Here is a 16,108-nt window from a genome sequence, read left to right on the forward strand (position 1 = left end):
CGCTGCGGAGAAGAACCATGGTAAAGACAGAGCGTGTACCGTTGATGATCGCCCAATTGGAATATCTGATGGCAGCGGACTGATTAGATCAAAGTTGTCTGCTAACGCGTTCCGACTGGATCTTCGCGGGTCAGCTATTGGCGTCCGTGGCACCTAGCGCGTGCGCAAAATCGGACAAATCGCTGCTCATGCCTGGGACCTATTCAAGCCTGTATAGAAGGCTTCATCATATAGAAAAGTGGCTGACGATTTCGAACCTGATCCAGCGCAAGAAATTGGAATGCCTCTTCAGCCCGACAAGTCTCGGAGCGCAGCTTCTTTTGCATAGCGTGCTTGTGCGCTTGGCGCATCTTTCGATCTATGACGCAGGCGTACAGTGCTTGATCTGTGGTGGGGCTGGCGCCAAGGCCTGGAGCCGACGCGATATGAACAGCGTCGACTGTGCGAAAATAACAATAATGAACATTACCGGTGCCGCCATGAGCGTCCAACAGCGCAATAACGTACAAGTAGCCGGCGAGGGACCGGTAACCATGGTTTTCGCGCACGGTTTCGGTTGTGACCTGAACATGTGGCGTTTCTTTGCTCCTAGCTTTCAGGATCGATACAGAACTGTTCTTTTCGACCTTGTCGGTGGCGGAAAGTCCGACCTTTCAGCGTACGACAGGAAGAAATACGGGTCATTGCACGGCTACGCCGCGGACGTACTTGATATCGTTGACGAGTTCGCTGACAGCGCAGTCATTTACGTCGGGCACTCGGTGAGTGCGATGATCGGGATGCTTGCTGCGATTGAACGCCCGGACTGCTTCGCGGCAAACGTGATGATCGGGCCTTCGCCGTCGTTCATCGACGACGGTGAATATGTCGGCGGCTTCACGCGAGCTGATATTGAAGAGCTGCTCGAGGCGTTGGAAAGTAATTATTTAGGATGGTCGAGCACGATGGCGCCAGCGATCATGGGCTCGCCCGAGCACCCTGATCTCGCCCAGGAACTAACGAATAGCTTCTGCCGCACCGATCCAGAGATTGCCAAGCATTTCGCCCGGGTCACCTTCATGGCGGACCACCGCGCGGAACTTCTCAGGGTCACAACACCGACCTTGATCGTTCAGTCGAACGACGACCTGCTCGCCCCTATGACGGTTGGCGAATACATGAATAGCAAGATCGCCGGTAGCACACTAAGCATCGTAGAAAATGTCGGTCACTGCCCGCATCTGAGCGCACCGGGTGCCAGCAAGGAGGCCACGGAAGACTTTCTGCGCAGACTGGAGCTCTGATGGACAGCCCTGGGCGCAGCCTCGCGGCGATCGGTGACGCCTTTGAGCACGCAGCCTGCGGCCTTCTCACAACGAGCGCGGACGGCACCATCGTTCGGGTGAACACGACATTTTGCCGGTGGGTAGGTTATCGCGCTGACGAGTTGCTTGAACGGCGCCGGGTGCAGGACCTTCTGACCGTCGGAGGAAAGGTATTTCACCAAACCCACTGGGCGCCGCTCTTGCAGATCCAGCGTTCGGTAGCCGAAGTGAAGCTCGACATTCGCCATCGTGACGGGCGCAAAATCCCAATGCTTATCAACGCCGCCCGCCGGCGCCACGAGGATATCGAGTACGACGACTTTGCTTTTGTCGTCGTCACTGACCGCCACAAATACGAGCAGGAGCTACTTCTGGCGCGACAGAAGTCCGAGCAGGCGCTCGAGGCGAAGCACGCAGCCGAGGAGGCCCTGCGACTGGCAGACCGTCGTAAAGACGAATTTCTTGCTACGCTCGCGCACGAAATCCGGAATCCGCTGGGGCCTTTGCGAACAGTCATCGAGGTGTTTAGTCGCAAAACCTTTGATGATCCGCAGGTGGTCTGGTCACGCGACGTCCTTGAGCGCCAGATTGGCCATATCGCTCACCTCGTTGACGATCTGCTAGAAGTATCGCGCATTGCGGAGGGTAAGCTCGAACTTCGCACCGCTGTCGTTGACCTTTCGTTAGTCGCTATGCAGGCAGTCGAGACCTCGCGCGCGCTGATCGATGCTTCTTCGCATGCCCTGAAAATCGAGCTGCCTGAGGAGCCGGTCATCTTGACAGCCGATCCCACGAAGGTGTCGCAGGTTATCCAAAATCTCTTGAACAATGCCGCCAAGTACACGCCTGCCGGCGGAACGATCTGGCTCAGTATCGGACGCGACGCCGACGAGGCCGTGATTTCGGTGCGCGACACAGGGATAGGCATTGCCGCCGAGCAGCTACCGTCGATATTCGAGATTTTCGCGCAGTTGCCGCCGGGACATGACCGCGCGCAAGGCGGACTGGGCATAGGACTGTCGCTCGTCAAAGCCCTTGTGGAACGACATGGCGGCAATATCGAAGTCAACAGTGAAGGAACTGGACTCGGAAGCGAATTCATTGTGCGGCTTCCGATTGGAATCGGCCAGGCAGCGCAGGGCGGCTCGTCGATGACAATTGCTGTCGACGGCCATCGCAGGCAGCGCGTTCTTATCGTTGACGACAACGATGACGCCGCTACCAGTCTCGCGATGCTGCTCGAATTGGACGGCCATGACACGCGCACGGCCTCTGACGGCATCACATGCCTTTCGGTTGCTGATATTTTCGATCCCGAAACGATTATTCTCGACATCGGGCTGCCCGGCCTGGACGGGTATGAGGTGGCTGGGCTGATTCGGAAGCGGCCGAACGGTCCTTCTATAACGCTCATTGCGTTGACCGGGTGGGCCCAGCCGCGCGATAAAGAAAGCGCGCGTTCCGCTGGGTTCGATTTCCATCTCAGCAAGCCGGTGGACTATGATTTGCTCCGTAACATCCTGACCGAATCGGTACGTTGACTGCATGTCCATGGCAGGATGCCACGGCCGCTTGCCGAGAAGCGCGAAAGCCGAAGCGGAAATCGGTACTCAGCCGGCTGACACCGGTCGGGTCGAGACGGAACGGAAACCGTCCTCTCTCGCCGGATGGCAGTGCATAATTCTGCCACCCAAGGTTGCGGTCGCCTGAATAGCGCGGTCTATACCGCATAGCATCGTTCTCGCTCGTCACGGCACCACCGATTCGTCGTTCCTGCCAATGCGGTCCTTGCCTCGAAGATGTTGGCCTTCGCCGGGTGCGCCGCGAATTACATTGCATCCAAGTACGTGTTTAACACGCTACTCGCCACGCCTCTGCGTTGGCTAAAGCAAAGTCGTGAATAGTGTCGATGCCAATTGAGCGCATCCACCGCTACAAGCCGTGAGCATGAATCTTGTGAGCGGAGCCCGCGACGAAGAGTTGTCCATTAACGACCGTCGGCGACGCGAAGAGGTGCAACATTGTCGGGCAAGTTTCCGGGGCGTACCGATTCATCTCGCTCATGAGAATTGTGTAGCGGTCCACCAATTCGGCGGCAGTATCCAAGTACAATAGTTCCCCCGTATGCCACTCTTTTCAGAGTGTGCTTCTCGTTCTGTTTATTCAAGTCCATTGCTCTGTGCGTAACGGGACGATTGCGCGACGTCGCTGATTGCGTGGCGGGCGCTCAGGTTGCTTATTCCGCAATCGCGATATGGTATTGCAGAGGCTCCGGCCTCGGCTCGAGCTTCGCATAAGTCCTACACCCGCGGCTTCTTAATGTTTCCTTCTATGCGAGCGGGCGAATAGCGCGTGTCGGCTGACAGTTGTTATGCGAGCCAGTCGCAGGTGGTTTCATGGAGGCTGAAGCAGCCGCGTTCACCGTCCTATCGATATGATGAGGGCGGTCGACCGCGGCGTGGTACTTTGCTTACCGGCGACGAAGGGTGCGGCCGTGCGCGAGGCGTCGATGACCAGATGTTCATTCGAGTTACCGACAAGTGCTAACCCCCGGATGGGTTGTGCGGGCGTGCAACGGGCACAGACGTCAGGTCTCTTCCTCGCCTACTGCCTTTGAGACTTCAGCGGGCGTCTGAAATTGCTGGTCTGGCAGCGCGCCCAGCGCCGACAGCACGTCCTCGCTCGCGCCGTTGCTGCGCGCTGTTTCGACGAGCGTCTGTTTATCGGTGGGGTAGTCAACGCCTTTCAACGCTTTTTGAATCTGAATGAATAGGCTGTTGGAACCGCTAGAGGATTCTTCGCGTGCCATGGTCTTTGTTCCTTTAAGAAGAAATCGACGCTTGGTTCTAGGCAGTGTGCACGCCGGTTATCCCGGTTGCAGCATTCCCGTGCTTTGTCGTTGGTGGATGGTTTGACCTCTGAAAGGTCGTCCTTCTTCGCTGTGGTCTCGCGGACCGTCGTGCGTTCGTCGTCTGCTTCGGAGACGTCGGTGGTGCCGGTTTCGTCACCGGGGGGTGATTCGCCCTGCTCGCGGTTCTCGGATCGCGTGCTCATGATCGATACTCCTTTTTCCTTTGATTGGTGGTCGGACCAGCGGAGAGCGCGTGCGGCGCTGGCAGCCATTTTGCAACGAGCGTTCCGGAACATGCGATCGGCGGCCCGAGGCTTCAGTACGCAGTCATTGATTGGTGGGGTCGCCCGGATCCTCAACGCCCTTGTCGATGTTGTCTTTCTGATCGCCGTAGTCCTTTTGGTTCGCGCCATTGGTTATCTCGACATCGCCCTTGACCTTGCGCTCCTCGCTGCCGGTGACGGCGCCGATAGCGGTGTCAGTCCAGCCTTTGATCTGTTCCTTAATGCCTTCCTTCTGATCGCGATTCATCGTATGCTCCATAGTTTGTAAAGAGGTCAGCGCAATTTCCGCTGGCGCGCCAGTGCCGCGATCGTGAAGCCAGCGCCCAGCGCAACATAGGTCATCGCGAGCGAGCGCTTCGGCAGATGGGCCTCGAATCCCGGTGTGACGCGTTTCGGTACGGCGTGGTAATCGATGACGTAGGCGACGAGTGCCGTCGTCGCGGCTGCCGTGACGATCGTCGACACGCTGGAACGGCGTCCGCACAACGCTTCAAACAACGCGCCCCAGAAGACCGCGCTGCCCATGTGAATGGCCGCGCCGGCTGCCGTGTAGCTGACGCTCGGCTGTTCCTGCCAGATTGCATCCGGCCACAGGCAATGCGACACGGCGTTGAGCGCGGCGAAGGGCCCATGGCCCGCTTTCACGGCGCCCATCGATGCGGCCGCAGCGGAGGCGAGCCCTGCCGCCGAACCTGAGTAAGTAGCCCGCACCAGTAGATCGTTCGTGTGCCGTCGCATGTGTTCCTCCGTCGTCTTCAGTCCTTCGACCGCTCGTTTCGACGTCAATTCAAACTTAGCAACCGTCATGCCTTCATGGATGGCCTATGTGTTGTGACTTACATCACGCGAAACCGGCGAAGCGAAAGGCAGCGCGGAGATCATCTTCCATTGTTCACCGCTTATAAAGGGTTCCGAAGCGACGCGACGGGCGGCAAACCTTTGCAACCCGGGCCTGGACGCACCGAAGCTAGTGGTCGCTCGTTCCCGCGAGCCGTCGAGCCGGTGGGCGCATGGCGCGGGACCAACCGTGGCTGCAAACGCTGTCGGGTCTTTATATGGAAATCGGCGGCGGCTGGCTGATTGCCGTGGGCAGTTCACCGCTACCGTCGCCATACAACGCCCGGGGCGGCACGAGGTTTGCGCGGGTTCTGCGCCCCTGCTCACTTCGTCGATAGGAGAATCGTCATGACCGCCGAAATTCTCAGCGGTCTTTCCATTCATGGACTCTCGGATATATACAGTGCGGAGAAGAAACTGATCAGATCGCCGCCGCTCAGAAAGTCGACACTGTGAGATTGGTGCATATGGGAGCCTCACTACGCTGGCGAAAAGGCTGGCTACACCGACGGCTGAATCTTCTGCTCGAGGCGTTGGGAGAAGAGAAGGCAACGGACGCGAAGCTGACCGCCGGCTGCGAATCCTCGACGAACTGCCAGTCGCCGCCTTCAATCCACGGCCCGCGCGCATCGTTACCGTTCGACATAAGTAGGCGCTTGCGTAGCGTCAACGAGAAAAATGACGAATCCGTCACCGCCGATGCGCGAAACATGCGCGCGTTCGGCAAGCATGTCCGAAAGACGCTCGCCGATGGCACGCAGGACTTCATCGCCCGCCGCGTGGCCAGATGAATCGTTGATGTCCTTGAAGCGGTCAAAATCGATGAAGAGCAGATCGACGGAAGCGGCCGCGCTTTCGTCGACGAGACGGTTCAGCCGCAGCAGCAGTTCCCCTCATCTTCCAGCAGCACCGCGATGGTGCCGCGCTCGCTCTGGCAGCCCGCCTCGTAGTCGACGTCGTGCGGCATGAGATGCTGGATCGAACGCAACAATCGCGGCGCGAAGCGTGCGCCGAAGCGTGCGCCGAAGCGTGCGACCAGCGCGTCGCGCTCGGTGTCGCCAGCGTTCGCGCGCGCGCGCAACTCCGCGATTGGCAAGCCGACGAATAGGTCCAGCGGGAAAGGCGGTGAGTCCGTGTCGTCGCCTGGACTTACGGGCGAACGAACCAAAAGCCAGGCTGCACGTGTGTCTCGAGTTCCATCGCGAACGTGTACTGCGCGTTGCTAGCAAGCGCGGTCTTTGCCTCGCTTAGTAGGAACGGCGCGATGGACTTCACGGTAGCGAGTTCTTCGTCGTTGAGCATGATCGATCCTTCGGGCGCAGTTTATGTCGGCGCGGGCCTCAAGATAGCGGGCGATGAACGGCGCCGTGCGCAGCGAACGGAACAGAAGCTGCGTCGTCGCTTCGTGCACGCTGAACAGCGGCGCAAGCGCCATGCCGGACATTCGGTGGCACCCGCTGCGCCTTCCGGCCGTCCTGCTCGCCGAGCGTTATTTACACGAACCCGTTCAAGATCGTCGACATAAAAAACGGATGGCACTAATTCGATCTTTAATGGCGCGGGAGGCTGCACGCAAGAGGAGCTGGCACCCGACGACAGGGAGTACTGCAACCTGCAAGGCGTGATACGCGATACGCTCTTCATCAAGGCGGATATACCCTTCAGATGCCCACGGCTTACGAAATTTCACCGGCGAGTTCGCGATGCACTGTCACATCCTCGACCACGAGGACCGCAACATGATGGAGAACGTGGCCGTTGTGTCGCCGACGATCGCCTGGTTACAACGTCTTTCCGCACGGATCACCGCGATGACGAAGGGTACGAGCCGATGGAAGGCCCGATGCGCGGCGAGGGTGAAACGAGATTCGCGCTTGCTGCTTCGTTGTGTTCAGCCGAAAGCTACGCACGGCGGTAGGGACGGTTTGGGAATTCGCGGTGAGGGGCACGTCGATGGTATCGGTAAGACCCGATGTGGTCAGCTCGACGCCCGATGATGGATGGGTGAGCGCTGTACGTGCCATGTTTCCGACAATCCGCTGTTACCCCAAGCCCGCTGTCCTCATGCCGGATCCGCTCCTGGCGGCACGCCGGCCGGACTGGGCGGATCTCACCGCGGCAGCCGGCGCCGATGCCATCGGCGCCGAGGCCGCTGTATCGCTTGCTGACCCGCCGCTCGATTCCGCGCTGCGTTTGCAACCCGCTGCGAACGACATGGATGCAACTAGCGCGGTGACGCACGATCGGACGAGAACATTGTCGCCGCCCATCCACGAGCCCGACACTTCGGGCCGACGCAAGCAGTGTGGCCGCCGAAGCTGTCATGCGACGACGTCGGCACTGTCGGGACCGGATGATTTGTAGATGGCTTTTCGTCGGCTTACTTTGAGAGAACTCAAGCCGAATGCACGCCCAGTGCATGAGTAGTCGGGTGCGAGTTCTTGCTGGGCATGAACATTGCTGTCCCGGACGGCGCCAGCGATGCTGGCGGGGAAACGGCGCTTGAAAGGACGCAGAGCCTACCAGCACACCGGCGGAGCTGGTAGTGGCATCTGCGGGCGGCCCTTATTACCGCGACGCCTCCGAACGCAATCCCCTTGCAAAAGCTAACTACACTATGTCCACAGAGGCATGGGCTGCAGACCGGGACCTTCCGCCGCCCTCACGAAATTTTTCTGGCGTCCGCCGCATGCTGCGCACCCTGCTTTGCGTAGCCATCCTGCTACCGAGCCTGTTTGCCATAACGTACGGATACTTCGATTATCAGCGACGCGTCAATGAGGCTAATGACATAGCGGACCGGCGCACGCTCGTCGTGAGCGAACAAGCGGACAAGGTTTTTGACCTTGATGCGCAGATTGGCGCACGCGTCACTGAGCTCCTCGGCACTAGCGACGACGGGGCCATTACCGCCAACGAGCAACACATTCATGCGCGACTGGCGGCATTAGCAACCAGCCTCCCGCAGATTGCCTCCTTATCTATTTTTGGTGCGCAAGGAAAGGTGCTTGCTACAAGTAGGACGTGGCCTGTCCCGGACCTCTCAGTAGGTGAGCGCGAGGATTTCCGCGCGGCGCGGGCACGAAGCCCGAAAACCTATTTTTCGTCCCCCATGTTAAGCAAGATTGGAAACGTTGAGGTATTTAATACAGCGTTTGCCCGGCTCGACTCAAATGGGCGCTTTATCGGCGTCGTATCAATAGCACTGCGACGGCAGTACTTTTCCGAGTTTTACTCTCGGCTTACGAAGAGTCGCCCCGATTTCGGAGTCGGTTTGTATAAAAGCGACGGTTCTCTCCTTGTTGGGCCCCTGCCTCTCGATACGCCGGCACAAGGCTTGGTGGCCAAGGACTCAGGAAGACCATTCATCAACGGTCAGGCGTCAGGCCATACCGTCATGGGATTCGCGCCGAATGATATAAAGCGGGTTGTCTCGTTTAGGCAGGTCGACGACTATCCCGTCTATGCGTCGTCTTCCTATTCGACGCGTGCGATATGGCAACAATGGTTGAGTAGCTATCTCGTCATCGTTGGCGCTATTGCGCTGCCCGCCCTCGGTGTTTGCTGTCTCGTCGCGTTTTCTCTCCGGCAACTCGCCGCCGAGCAGGCCGCCTGGGAGCGATGGCATGGTGAAGTTGCAATTCGCATCTCGGCGGAAGCGTCGTCCCACCGCCTTCGCAGAACGTCCGCGCTTACCAATCTCATCGGCGATATCGCGCACAACGTCAATAATCTTCTTATGGTGGTCGCGTCCAACATGCAGGTGGCGCGCCACAAGCGCTTTGTTGGCCTAGAGAGCGAGGTAATTCAGGTAGAAGGAGCAATTGCGACCGCAGAGGGGCTTATGCGTCGTCTGCTAACGGTCGCGCGAAAGAGGCCAATGCGGCGCGCGATTCAGAATGTCCACGAAATGCTCAATGAGTCGGCGGAAAGTATCAAGGCAGCGACGGGGGAAGGCGTCGAATACGTCTTTGAAGCTTCTGGCAAACTATGGCCGGTCTTCGTCGACAAGCAGGAATTCAACTCAGCGATTGTCGCCATCGCCGAGAATGCTAGGGAGGCGTTGCCATCGGAGGGGCGATTCGTCGTGCGGTGCCAGAACATACGGCTTCAGAGCAGCGAAGATTCGCTCCCGGATGGGGACTATGTCATGGTCAGTTGCGTGGACAATGGCGTTGGAATGAGCGCACAGTCGGTTTTGCATGCGTTTGAGCCACTCTTCACCACAAAGACATCGGCAGTCGGTGCGGGGCTGGGCCTCGCTCAGGTGCTTGCCATGTGTGAGCAAGCGGGCGGCACGGCACGAATTGATAGCATCGAGGGCAAAGGCACAAACGTACGGCTGTACCTTCCCCGTTACTCGGCGCAATCAGCGAGACGCCGGAACGTGCCCAAGAAAACGGCGGAGGCGTTGCTGGCAGGCGTTCCGTTCTTCTAGTTGAGGACAACAAAGCGGTTGCGGCTGGCGTAACGGCACTTCTCGAGTTGCTTGGCTGTGACGTACATCACCGACTTTGCGCAGATGAGGCGCTCGTACTGCTTCAGCAGGGCGGCATGTTCGACATTATTTTGTCTGATGTGCAGATGCCTGGGAAGATAAATGGCATTGAGCTGGCCGAGTTCGTTGCACAAACGTTGCCCAGTCAGCGAATAGCACTTATGACCGGTTACGCCAACGAGCTTGACCGGGCGAGACTTCTTGGCATTACGATTCTTTCCAAGCCGTTCAACATGGAGGAACTGATGTCGCTGCTATCTGGGCTCGAATCCGGTCGCAGACCGCAAGATATGGTTGCATGATTCTGCCATTGGCCGGAACGCCGGGCGCGCTCTGCCTAACCCCTCCCCGAGTCGTCGGACCGCTTTGCCCTGATTTACGACCAATGAGACTTACCGTGTCATCCCACTAACGATTCGCGCCGCAACGCCTCGCACGGTGCTCTCGATTCGGTCTTCCCGAAATGCCGCGGGGGAGGCATTTCGACGACTTGGCTGACATATACTGTGCGCGGTACAGACGAGCGCTCTGGGACGAAGTGACCGCGGAATACAGCCCTGTCGGACTGGAAAGCTGTCGACGCGGCCGCTCAAAGGCGTGTCGTTGCATAAGCCGGCTCTAGGGACGGCTTTACCGGGGCGGCGGCATTCGATACCTTCATGTTCGACGCGTACTCGTAAAGGCATGTATTGATGCAATTTGAAAACTATCAGGGGTACCGCATATGGGGCCACGCAATCCTTGAGCAAGCAGACACCCAGCAACCCGCTAGAGACGCTGCGAGCGGCACGAATACCCTCCGCAATAGGCTAATCGAGCATCGGTTGTTCTCGGCCATTTCGACGCAGAAACGGAAGCCGAACTTGCCGGCCTCGGTTGGGCTCGCGCGTGGGTCGATAGCCATGGCTGAGCAGTCTCGACGTCGGGCTGAGGGCGATTCACGCCACTGTGGCCCGCCGCGGAGTTCAAGGCGAGTGGTGGGCGTATTCGTCGACCTAGCATCCGGCAATGCGGCTCCGGAACAGCCTACCGAACAATAGCCGGCGTACAGGGCGAACATGCATAGCCGTGCCGTTGCCGAGCGTTGCGGTCGATGAGCCATTGGCCAACGCGAGTGCGTTGTCAACCGGCGTGTTCGCTGCGTCTGGCGTCTGCCAAGTCGATGACACGTTCGAGCTCAGCAAGAACGACGGGCTTCGTTAGGTGCGCATCAAACCCGGCCGCTTCTGTACGCCGCCGGTCTTCCTCAAGCCCGAAGCCGGTCATCGCGGCTACGACAAGGGCCTCGTTGCGTACGACACGTCGCAGCCGGGGGATGGCCTCGTATCCGCTCATGAGCGGCATCGACAGGTCGAGAAGTATTAGGTCTGGGGAGAAGCTGGGAGCGACCGAGATGGCCTCGGCGGCACCATACGCCTCGCTCACAATGTGACCTCCTGCCTCCAGAAGCATTGCCATGCTGTCCGCAGAGTCTTCATTGTCGTCAACAACCAAAACCTTGAGGACTCGTCCGGCGGCCGACGAGGGCTGGCTGTCCGCCTCCGGGGGCTCCGGGACCCGCTCTATTGCGGGAAGCCAGATAGTAAAAGTGGCACCACTTCCTTTGCCCGCACTATCAACTTCGATGCGGCCGCCGTGTAGCTCTACCAGAGAACGAGCAAGCGTAAGTCCGATGCCAAGGCCACCCTCATCTCTGGCAGACGAAGGGTCCTTCTCCTGGGCAAATAGGTCGAACACCCTTTCGAGCGCCTCAGATTCGATACCACGGCCCGTGTCTCTAACGCGCAGCGCTAACAGCCGGTGACTTTGAGTAAGTTCAATACGGATGAGGCCGCCTGCCGGCGCGAATTTCGAGGCATTGTCGAGGAGATTCTGGAGTACCTGGACAAGGCGGGTCATATCGCCATGGACCATCACAGGTTCGGAGGGCATTTGTACGTCGAGTGTTTGCGACTTGCCGTCGGTTTTCGGCTGGACGCCCTCGACCGCCCTACGAATGACTTCTTGCACGACGAGCGGTGCCGTGGATACGCGCACTTTCCCTGTCGTTATTCGTCCCGCGTCCAGCAGGTCGTCGACGAGTCGGGTCATCTGTGCGAGTTGCCGGTCAATCAGGCCACGCGTCTTTCGCACGACTTCCGCGGTTGGCGCTTCGTGCCGATGAAGGACGCCGACCGCATTTCGGATTGGCGCAAGCGGATTTCGAAGTTCGTGTCCCAGCATAGCGAGAAACTCGTTCATCCGACGGGTCGTCGCTTCGAGTTCCTCAAGTCTTCGGCGCTCCGTCATGTCGCGTACCACTTTTGCGAATCCGGACAGGTTGCCATTTGCGTCCCGAATCGCTGAAATAACGATGCTTGCCCAGAAGAGGGAGCCATCCTTGCGGACGCGCCAGCCTTCCTCCGAATACTCGCCGCCTGCGAGTGCATTTTGCAGGACTTCTTCGGGATGCCCCGCAGCCACTTGGTCCGGGGTGTAAAAAAGGGAAAAGTGTCGGCCGATTATTTCCCCGGCGGCATACCCTTTCAACCGTTGGGCACCACGGTTCCAGGTGGTGACTATGCCTGTCTCGCTCAGCCTAAAGATTGCGTACTCGCCAACGGAATCGACGAGTAGCCGGAAAGTCGCATCTCCGTCCTCCGCAGCGTACGGTCCGTGTTCCGTCGCTACACCTAACGCAGCGTTGGGTTTATTCATCGCGGCTCCCGGTTTGGTTGCGGTCCAGCGAAGCTGCGCGCTTACGCCTTTGCATATGTACGAGCAATGACTATACCGCTGCTCTCGGAAGAAAAAAGGGCCGGGATTGCTAGGGGCCGTAGCGCAGTGTCGCCGTGCAATAGTTCGCGGAGAGGCGGGCCCTCGCCGACGGGCTTCGCTCGCCTTCAGCCGTGCACTCTCTACCGCTCCGAGCAAAGTCCGGCCACTGAAATCGGCAGCGCACAATGCCGCAGCGTAGTAAACACGCTGGTCGCGCGTCGGAGACCGAGCCCGGGCTCACGCAGGTGCTCCGCCCGATGTGAACCCGATTGAGCCCGGCATCTCGCCGGGCAAGAAGCACGAGGCGGCCTTGTTGGACCGCCCGAACGTGCCCGATATTGGAGCTCGGGCCCTCGCGCGCTGACTGCCCGTCAAAGCAATTTGGCCGCCGATTTGATGCGTCGCTTTTGCTCTTTTTTCAGCGAACGGAGGGCTTGCTCTGCGTTGACGCCTTCTGGGAACGCCGAACGATGCGACGATAATAGGTCGCGACTCGCAACTACATCATTGAGCGCGCCAAACTGCTTCTGCAATCGCTTAAGCCGCTTCACGCCTTTGCGTTGCTTCTTCTCGAGCAGCGGTTCGAAAAATTCAATCAGGTAACGTACTTTCTTCCCAGCCTTGCGGACGTCATGGTACGAACTGTAGTCGGAACCGCCCGCCTTTGCGGCATGATGCATACGCTTCTTGAGTTGCTTCTGCGCGGCCAATACTCGCTTCTGCGCGAAGACGCTAAGCGGAGTGCGCGCTGGAGCTGTATTGAGCTCGCGGTTGGCTTCGTGGATAGCATCGTGCAGCGTCTTTTCAAGCTTCGAGTTGCTGAGCGTCTCGCTGCTTTTACGAGCCGTCTCATCCCGGTGTTTCTGCATGGCGCCCAACAAGGCTTCGCCGCTGTCCTTTTCGACAAGGCTAATCAGGATGTCCCAGTCTCTCGTGTTACCTGCTGCGTTGGCGAAGAACTTGAACAGCGCGCGCTGCTTGTTGTCGAATTTTTCGTCGAGAATGGGCCGGTAGGCCCACAGCAACGTTCGTAGTCGCCGCAACGCGACGCGAAGCTTGTGCAGCTTTTCTGCGTCCGCCGTGTCCTTCAGAGCCGAAGCTCCTTCAATAGCTTCATTGACGAGCGGGTCCGCGAATGTGGCAAAGTTCGTCTCCGCCAGTTGCTCCCGGCCGGCCGCATTGTTCGTCTGTTCGGTTTTCATGTCGACGTCCTCTAAAATCCGTTGGTGAACCAAAGGGCAAGATCCGTACCCTATGACCGGGGGCACGGCGCACCGATTGCTAGCAGAGATTGCTGCCATTCGGTCGGGTTTATTAGCCTGGTTTTCTCGCGTCGTCGCCGAGGAGGCGCATATGAATGAAGGCAACAGGGGCGAAAGCGGTGTCGAGGGCAGCGATTCAGCCATTCAAGTCGAGTGGGACTCACTGCGGCCGACCCAAGGCGCAGTCGGCTACGTCCAGGTACTGGAAAAGAACATGAGCTATCTGGGAATGCCTGCTGAAAAGCGCGGCCAATTTCTCCGGGAACAAGCCATTAAGGTTGTTCGGGGACCGTCGGGGACGCTTCACGTCGTTGACCACCACCACTGGGCGCGCGCGTGGTTCGATTTGGGTTTGCCCAAAGCGGTGGTCCGGCCGGTCGCGAACTTCAGCGACCTTACCGAAGACGTGTTCATCGAAAGGATGGCTGAGCGCGGATGGCTACATGCATTCGACAAGGATGGGCGCGAGATTTCGGTACAAGACCTCCCACATTCCATCGCAGAACTTCCAGACGACATATTTCAGAGCCTCGCCGCGTTCCTCCGCATGGCGGGCATCTACGACAACCCCGGTGAATTCAACGCGAAGTTTGCTTGGGCGGACTTCCTGCGACAACATGTCGACCGGAGGCCGTCCACGGTCGAAGGCTTCGCGCGCATGTTCGCTGACGCCGTATCCGCGTCGCGGCTGCCCGAAGCAGTTGAACTGCCGGGCTTCATTCCTAGTCGGAGTCAATAAGTGGCTAGACGATTTGAGTTGTCCATTTCGGAAGCAGACGTCGAACTTATCGACCAGGTGGGCGACACGACTTTCAGTTTGCGCTCAGAAATCGGCCCCGACGGTACCCGCATCGGTGTCCTAGAAACCATGGACGAGGGCCTGGCTGTACAGTGGACCCGAATTCTCGACGGTCGGGAGAGGCCGTACATTGTTAGAGTAATGGAGGGGACCGACGTTATCTCTGAGCGCCGCGTGCGCAATCCCACGTGGGTGGAGGAATAGCAGCCTGCCGGCTTCTGTCATTTGGCTGCCTTCTCCACGTCGACGGGAGCCGACATTCAGGCTCACGTTATCAGGCTCGTAGCTTCTTTACCATTATGGCTCTTCGGCGCGTAGTCACGCAGGCGCTCAGTGGCGATGTCGGTCGGAAACCGTTCTGGACGAAAAAGCTAATTGCAGCGCGGCCGAGCGACGGAACGTTGACTCGCAGTGTGTGATAGCCCGCCGCCGCGGCGCCGCTTTCCAACTGCACAAGAATCGCCTCTCCCACGCCGACTTGTTTGTGGCGACTGTATATTCCAGTTACTTCGGCAGTTCCAAAGCTAGCGCGCCTGAAGGCTCCGCATCCCACAGCGTTCCCGTCGGGAGCGCGGGCGAGCATAAATGCACTGCGAACAGTGCACACGTCCGAGATGCAGAAAGGCGATTGGTTACTACGGCCTTGAAATAGTGCCAGTGTCGCGCTGAGCTCGTCCAACAGCGTGCGCGCGTCCAGGGTCCACGGGTCTTCTCGACATACAGCGACAGTCAATGCTAGGCGGGTCATTCCTGTTCTCCTTTCGCTTGCCCATAGCGGTAAGCAATCATTGAACCAAAAGAATCAGGCTCTGGCCGGTGGCGTCAAGACGCACGTGCTCGGAACGAGCTATGGGAAGGGAAACCGCTTCGGTTTCTGTTCCAGCGGTCGCTGGGCGACGGCGTTCGCACCGTCGGCAACCACAGCGAGCTTTCGCTTCGAACAATTGCGTCGCTTCCAAAACCTGGCGCGGGAGCGGGGGGAACTGTCCACGGTGACCCCCTATGCATGCTCGTTCAGATCAAGGGGCGCGTTCCGCGATGCGACCCACAAATTGCCAGCCTTCGTTCTGAAACCAGGTATATGTGTATCCAGTAGCACCATCAATGAAGACCGTCGGCGGATGCCGGCGGCGATCCTGCGCCCCCCTGGCAACTGGTGTCAACTGTCCTGTCGCAGCGTCTGGGCCGTCATCAGACGCGTCCAGACGCCAGCCATCGTTCACGACATAGGTAAGGCACAAGGTGCCTCCCGATGCACCGTCAACGATAAACGTCACGGGCGCGGCGGAGGCCCCGGTTTGTATGCCATTGGCGCAAGCTGCAGCGGCCGGTTGCGGGAACGTCGACAGCGTTGCCGATAACGCCGCGGCAACGACCACGGATCGAAAGACGTGTTTCATTCCATTTTCCTCCTGCAATCGGGCGCGCCTGGTCGCCCGGGGTTGTGCCTTCAGTCGGACATGAAGGTCAAGACGCATGAATCAACAAACGTTGGAGTCACGTTTGCGACCGGTCG

At 58.9% G+C, this 16,108-nt stretch carries 15 protein-coding genes and 1 pseudogene; 7 read left to right on the forward strand and 9 right to left on the reverse strand.

The genetic code is table 11. The features are described from left to right. Positions 1-479 precede the first annotated feature (479 nt). A complete protein-coding gene (locus QCE48_RS30010; protein WP_309788979.1) occupies positions 480-1,283 on the forward strand; it encodes an alpha/beta hydrolase in 804 nt (267 codons plus the stop codon). Next, complete coding sequence (locus QCE48_RS30015; RefSeq protein WP_309788904.1) at positions 1,283-2,845, forward strand: ATP-binding protein; 1,563 nt, start codon at positions 1,283-1,285, stop codon at positions 2,843-2,845. Before QCE48_RS30010 ends, QCE48_RS30015 begins: the two co-directional genes overlap by 1 nt. A 1,046-nt stretch (positions 2,846-3,891) precedes the next feature. Here QCE48_RS30015 and QCE48_RS30020 read toward each other — a convergent pair. From QCE48_RS30020 to QCE48_RS30045, 6 genes are all read right to left on the reverse strand, one after another. Beyond that, complete coding sequence (locus QCE48_RS30020) at positions 3,892-4,113, reverse strand: DUF2795 domain-containing protein (RefSeq protein WP_309788905.1); 222 nt, start codon at positions 4,111-4,113, stop codon at positions 3,892-3,894. 369 nt (positions 4,114-4,482) lie between these two features. Then, positions 4,483-4,686, reverse strand: a complete 204-nt coding sequence (locus QCE48_RS30025) for a CsbD family protein (RefSeq protein ID WP_309788906.1) — start codon at positions 4,684-4,686, stop codon at positions 4,483-4,485. 26 nt (positions 4,687-4,712) lie between these two features. Beyond that, positions 4,713-5,246 (reverse strand): hypothetical protein, encoded by a 534-nt coding sequence (locus QCE48_RS30030; protein WP_309794403.1) that lies wholly within the window; start codon positions 5,244-5,246, stop codon positions 4,713-4,715. A 662-nt stretch (positions 5,247-5,908) separates the two neighbouring features. After that, a complete protein-coding gene (locus tag QCE48_RS31985) occupies positions 5,909-6,163 on the reverse strand; it encodes a diguanylate cyclase domain-containing protein (RefSeq protein WP_404983523.1) in 255 nt (84 codons plus the stop codon). Next, a complete protein-coding gene (locus QCE48_RS30040) occupies positions 6,148-6,357 on the reverse strand; it encodes a hypothetical protein (RefSeq protein WP_309788909.1) in 210 nt (69 codons plus the stop codon). Before QCE48_RS30040 ends, QCE48_RS31985 begins: the two co-directional genes overlap by 16 nt. A gap of 68 nt (positions 6,358-6,425) precedes the next feature. Next, entirely contained in the window at positions 6,426-6,578 is a 153-nt protein-coding gene (locus QCE48_RS30045) for a hypothetical protein (protein ID WP_309788910.1), read from the reverse strand. 350 nt (positions 6,579-6,928) lie between these two features. On the opposite strand from QCE48_RS30045, the gene QCE48_RS31990 reads away from it, so the two are divergent. The 4 genes and pseudogenes from QCE48_RS31990 (at position 6,929) to QCE48_RS30060 (ending at position 10,684) form a co-directional block, all read left to right on the forward strand. Continuing rightward, a complete protein-coding gene (locus tag QCE48_RS31990) occupies positions 6,929-7,273 on the forward strand; it encodes a multicopper oxidase domain-containing protein (protein ID WP_409014740.1) in 345 nt (114 codons plus the stop codon). A 692-nt stretch (positions 7,274-7,965) separates the two neighbouring features. After that, positions 7,966-9,714, forward strand: coding sequence for an ATP-binding protein (locus QCE48_RS30050; protein ID WP_309788911.1), 1,749 nt, complete (start codon positions 7,966-7,968; stop codon positions 9,712-9,714). 47 nt (positions 9,715-9,761) lie between these two features. Beyond that, positions 9,762-10,076 (forward strand): response regulator, encoded by a 315-nt coding sequence (locus tag QCE48_RS30055; protein ID WP_309788912.1) that lies wholly within the window; start codon positions 9,762-9,764, stop codon positions 10,074-10,076. Positions 10,077-10,466: 390 nt separating this feature from the next. Further along, positions 10,467-10,684 (forward strand): annotated as a pseudogene (locus tag QCE48_RS30060) (hypothetical protein). A gap of 212 nt (positions 10,685-10,896) precedes the next feature. Here the strand turns inward: QCE48_RS30060 and QCE48_RS30065 are convergent. Both QCE48_RS30065 and QCE48_RS30070 read right to left on the reverse strand, forming a co-directional pair. Next, positions 10,897-12,471, reverse strand: coding sequence for an ATP-binding protein (locus tag QCE48_RS30065; protein ID WP_309788913.1), 1,575 nt, complete (start codon positions 12,469-12,471; stop codon positions 10,897-10,899). Positions 12,472-12,902: 431 nt separating this feature from the next. After that, positions 12,903-13,733 (reverse strand): CHAD domain-containing protein, encoded by an 831-nt coding sequence (locus QCE48_RS30070; protein WP_309788914.1) that lies wholly within the window; start codon positions 13,731-13,733, stop codon positions 12,903-12,905. A 151-nt stretch (positions 13,734-13,884) separates the two neighbouring features. Here QCE48_RS30070 and QCE48_RS30075 point away from each other — a divergent pair, with 151 nt between their 5' ends. After that, complete coding sequence (locus QCE48_RS30075; protein ID WP_309788915.1) at positions 13,885-14,532, forward strand: ParB/Srx family N-terminal domain-containing protein; 648 nt, start codon at positions 13,885-13,887, stop codon at positions 14,530-14,532. A gap of 1,079 nt (positions 14,533-15,611) precedes the next feature. Here QCE48_RS30075 and QCE48_RS30080 read toward each other — a convergent pair. After that, the gene (locus QCE48_RS30080; protein ID WP_309788916.1) at positions 15,612-15,992 is read right to left on the reverse strand and encodes a hypothetical protein; all 381 of its coding nucleotides are present in this window, start codon (positions 15,990-15,992) and stop codon (positions 15,612-15,614) included. Positions 15,993-16,108 lie beyond the last annotated feature (116 nt).

It is taken from the genome of Caballeronia sp. LZ024 (assembly GCF_031451455.1).
GTDB classification, from domain to species: Bacteria; Pseudomonadota; Gammaproteobacteria; order Burkholderiales; family Burkholderiaceae; genus Caballeronia; species Caballeronia telluris.

What these genes read in the sequence shown, in the direction of transcription:
- QCE48_RS30010 (WP_309788979.1), top strand. Translation starts at nt 480, where the DNA reads ATGAGCGTCCAACAGCGCAATAACGTACAAGTAGCCGGCGAGGGACCG.
- QCE48_RS30015 (WP_309788904.1), top strand. Translation starts at nt 1,283, where the DNA reads ATGGACAGCCCTGGGCGCAGCCTCGCGGCGATCGGTGACGCCTTTGAG.
- QCE48_RS30020 (WP_309788905.1), bottom strand. Translation starts at nt 4,113, where the DNA reads ATGGCACGCGAAGAATCCTCTAGCGGTTCCAACAGCCTATTCATTCAG.
- QCE48_RS30025 (WP_309788906.1), bottom strand. Translation starts at nt 4,686, where the DNA reads ATGAATCGCGATCAGAAGGAAGGCATTAAGGAACAGATCAAAGGCTGG.
- QCE48_RS30030 (WP_309794403.1), bottom strand. Translation starts at nt 5,246, where the DNA reads ATGACGGTTGCTAAGTTTGAATTGACGTCGAAACGAGCGGTCGAAGGA.
- QCE48_RS30045 (WP_309788910.1), bottom strand. Translation starts at nt 6,578, where the DNA reads ATGCTCAACGACGAAGAACTCGCTACCGTGAAGTCCATCGCGCCGTTC.
- QCE48_RS30050 (WP_309788911.1), top strand. Translation starts at nt 7,966, where the DNA reads ATGCTGCGCACCCTGCTTTGCGTAGCCATCCTGCTACCGAGCCTGTTT.
- QCE48_RS30065 (WP_309788913.1), bottom strand. Translation starts at nt 12,471, where the DNA reads ATGAATAAACCCAACGCTGCGTTAGGTGTAGCGACGGAACACGGACCG.
- QCE48_RS30070 (WP_309788914.1), bottom strand. Translation starts at nt 13,733, where the DNA reads ATGAAAACCGAACAGACGAACAATGCGGCCGGCCGGGAGCAACTGGCG.
- QCE48_RS30075 (WP_309788915.1), top strand. Translation starts at nt 13,885, where the DNA reads ATGAATGAAGGCAACAGGGGCGAAAGCGGTGTCGAGGGCAGCGATTCA.
- QCE48_RS30080 (WP_309788916.1), bottom strand. Translation starts at nt 15,992, where the DNA reads ATGAAACACGTCTTTCGATCCGTGGTCGTTGCCGCGGCGTTATCGGCA.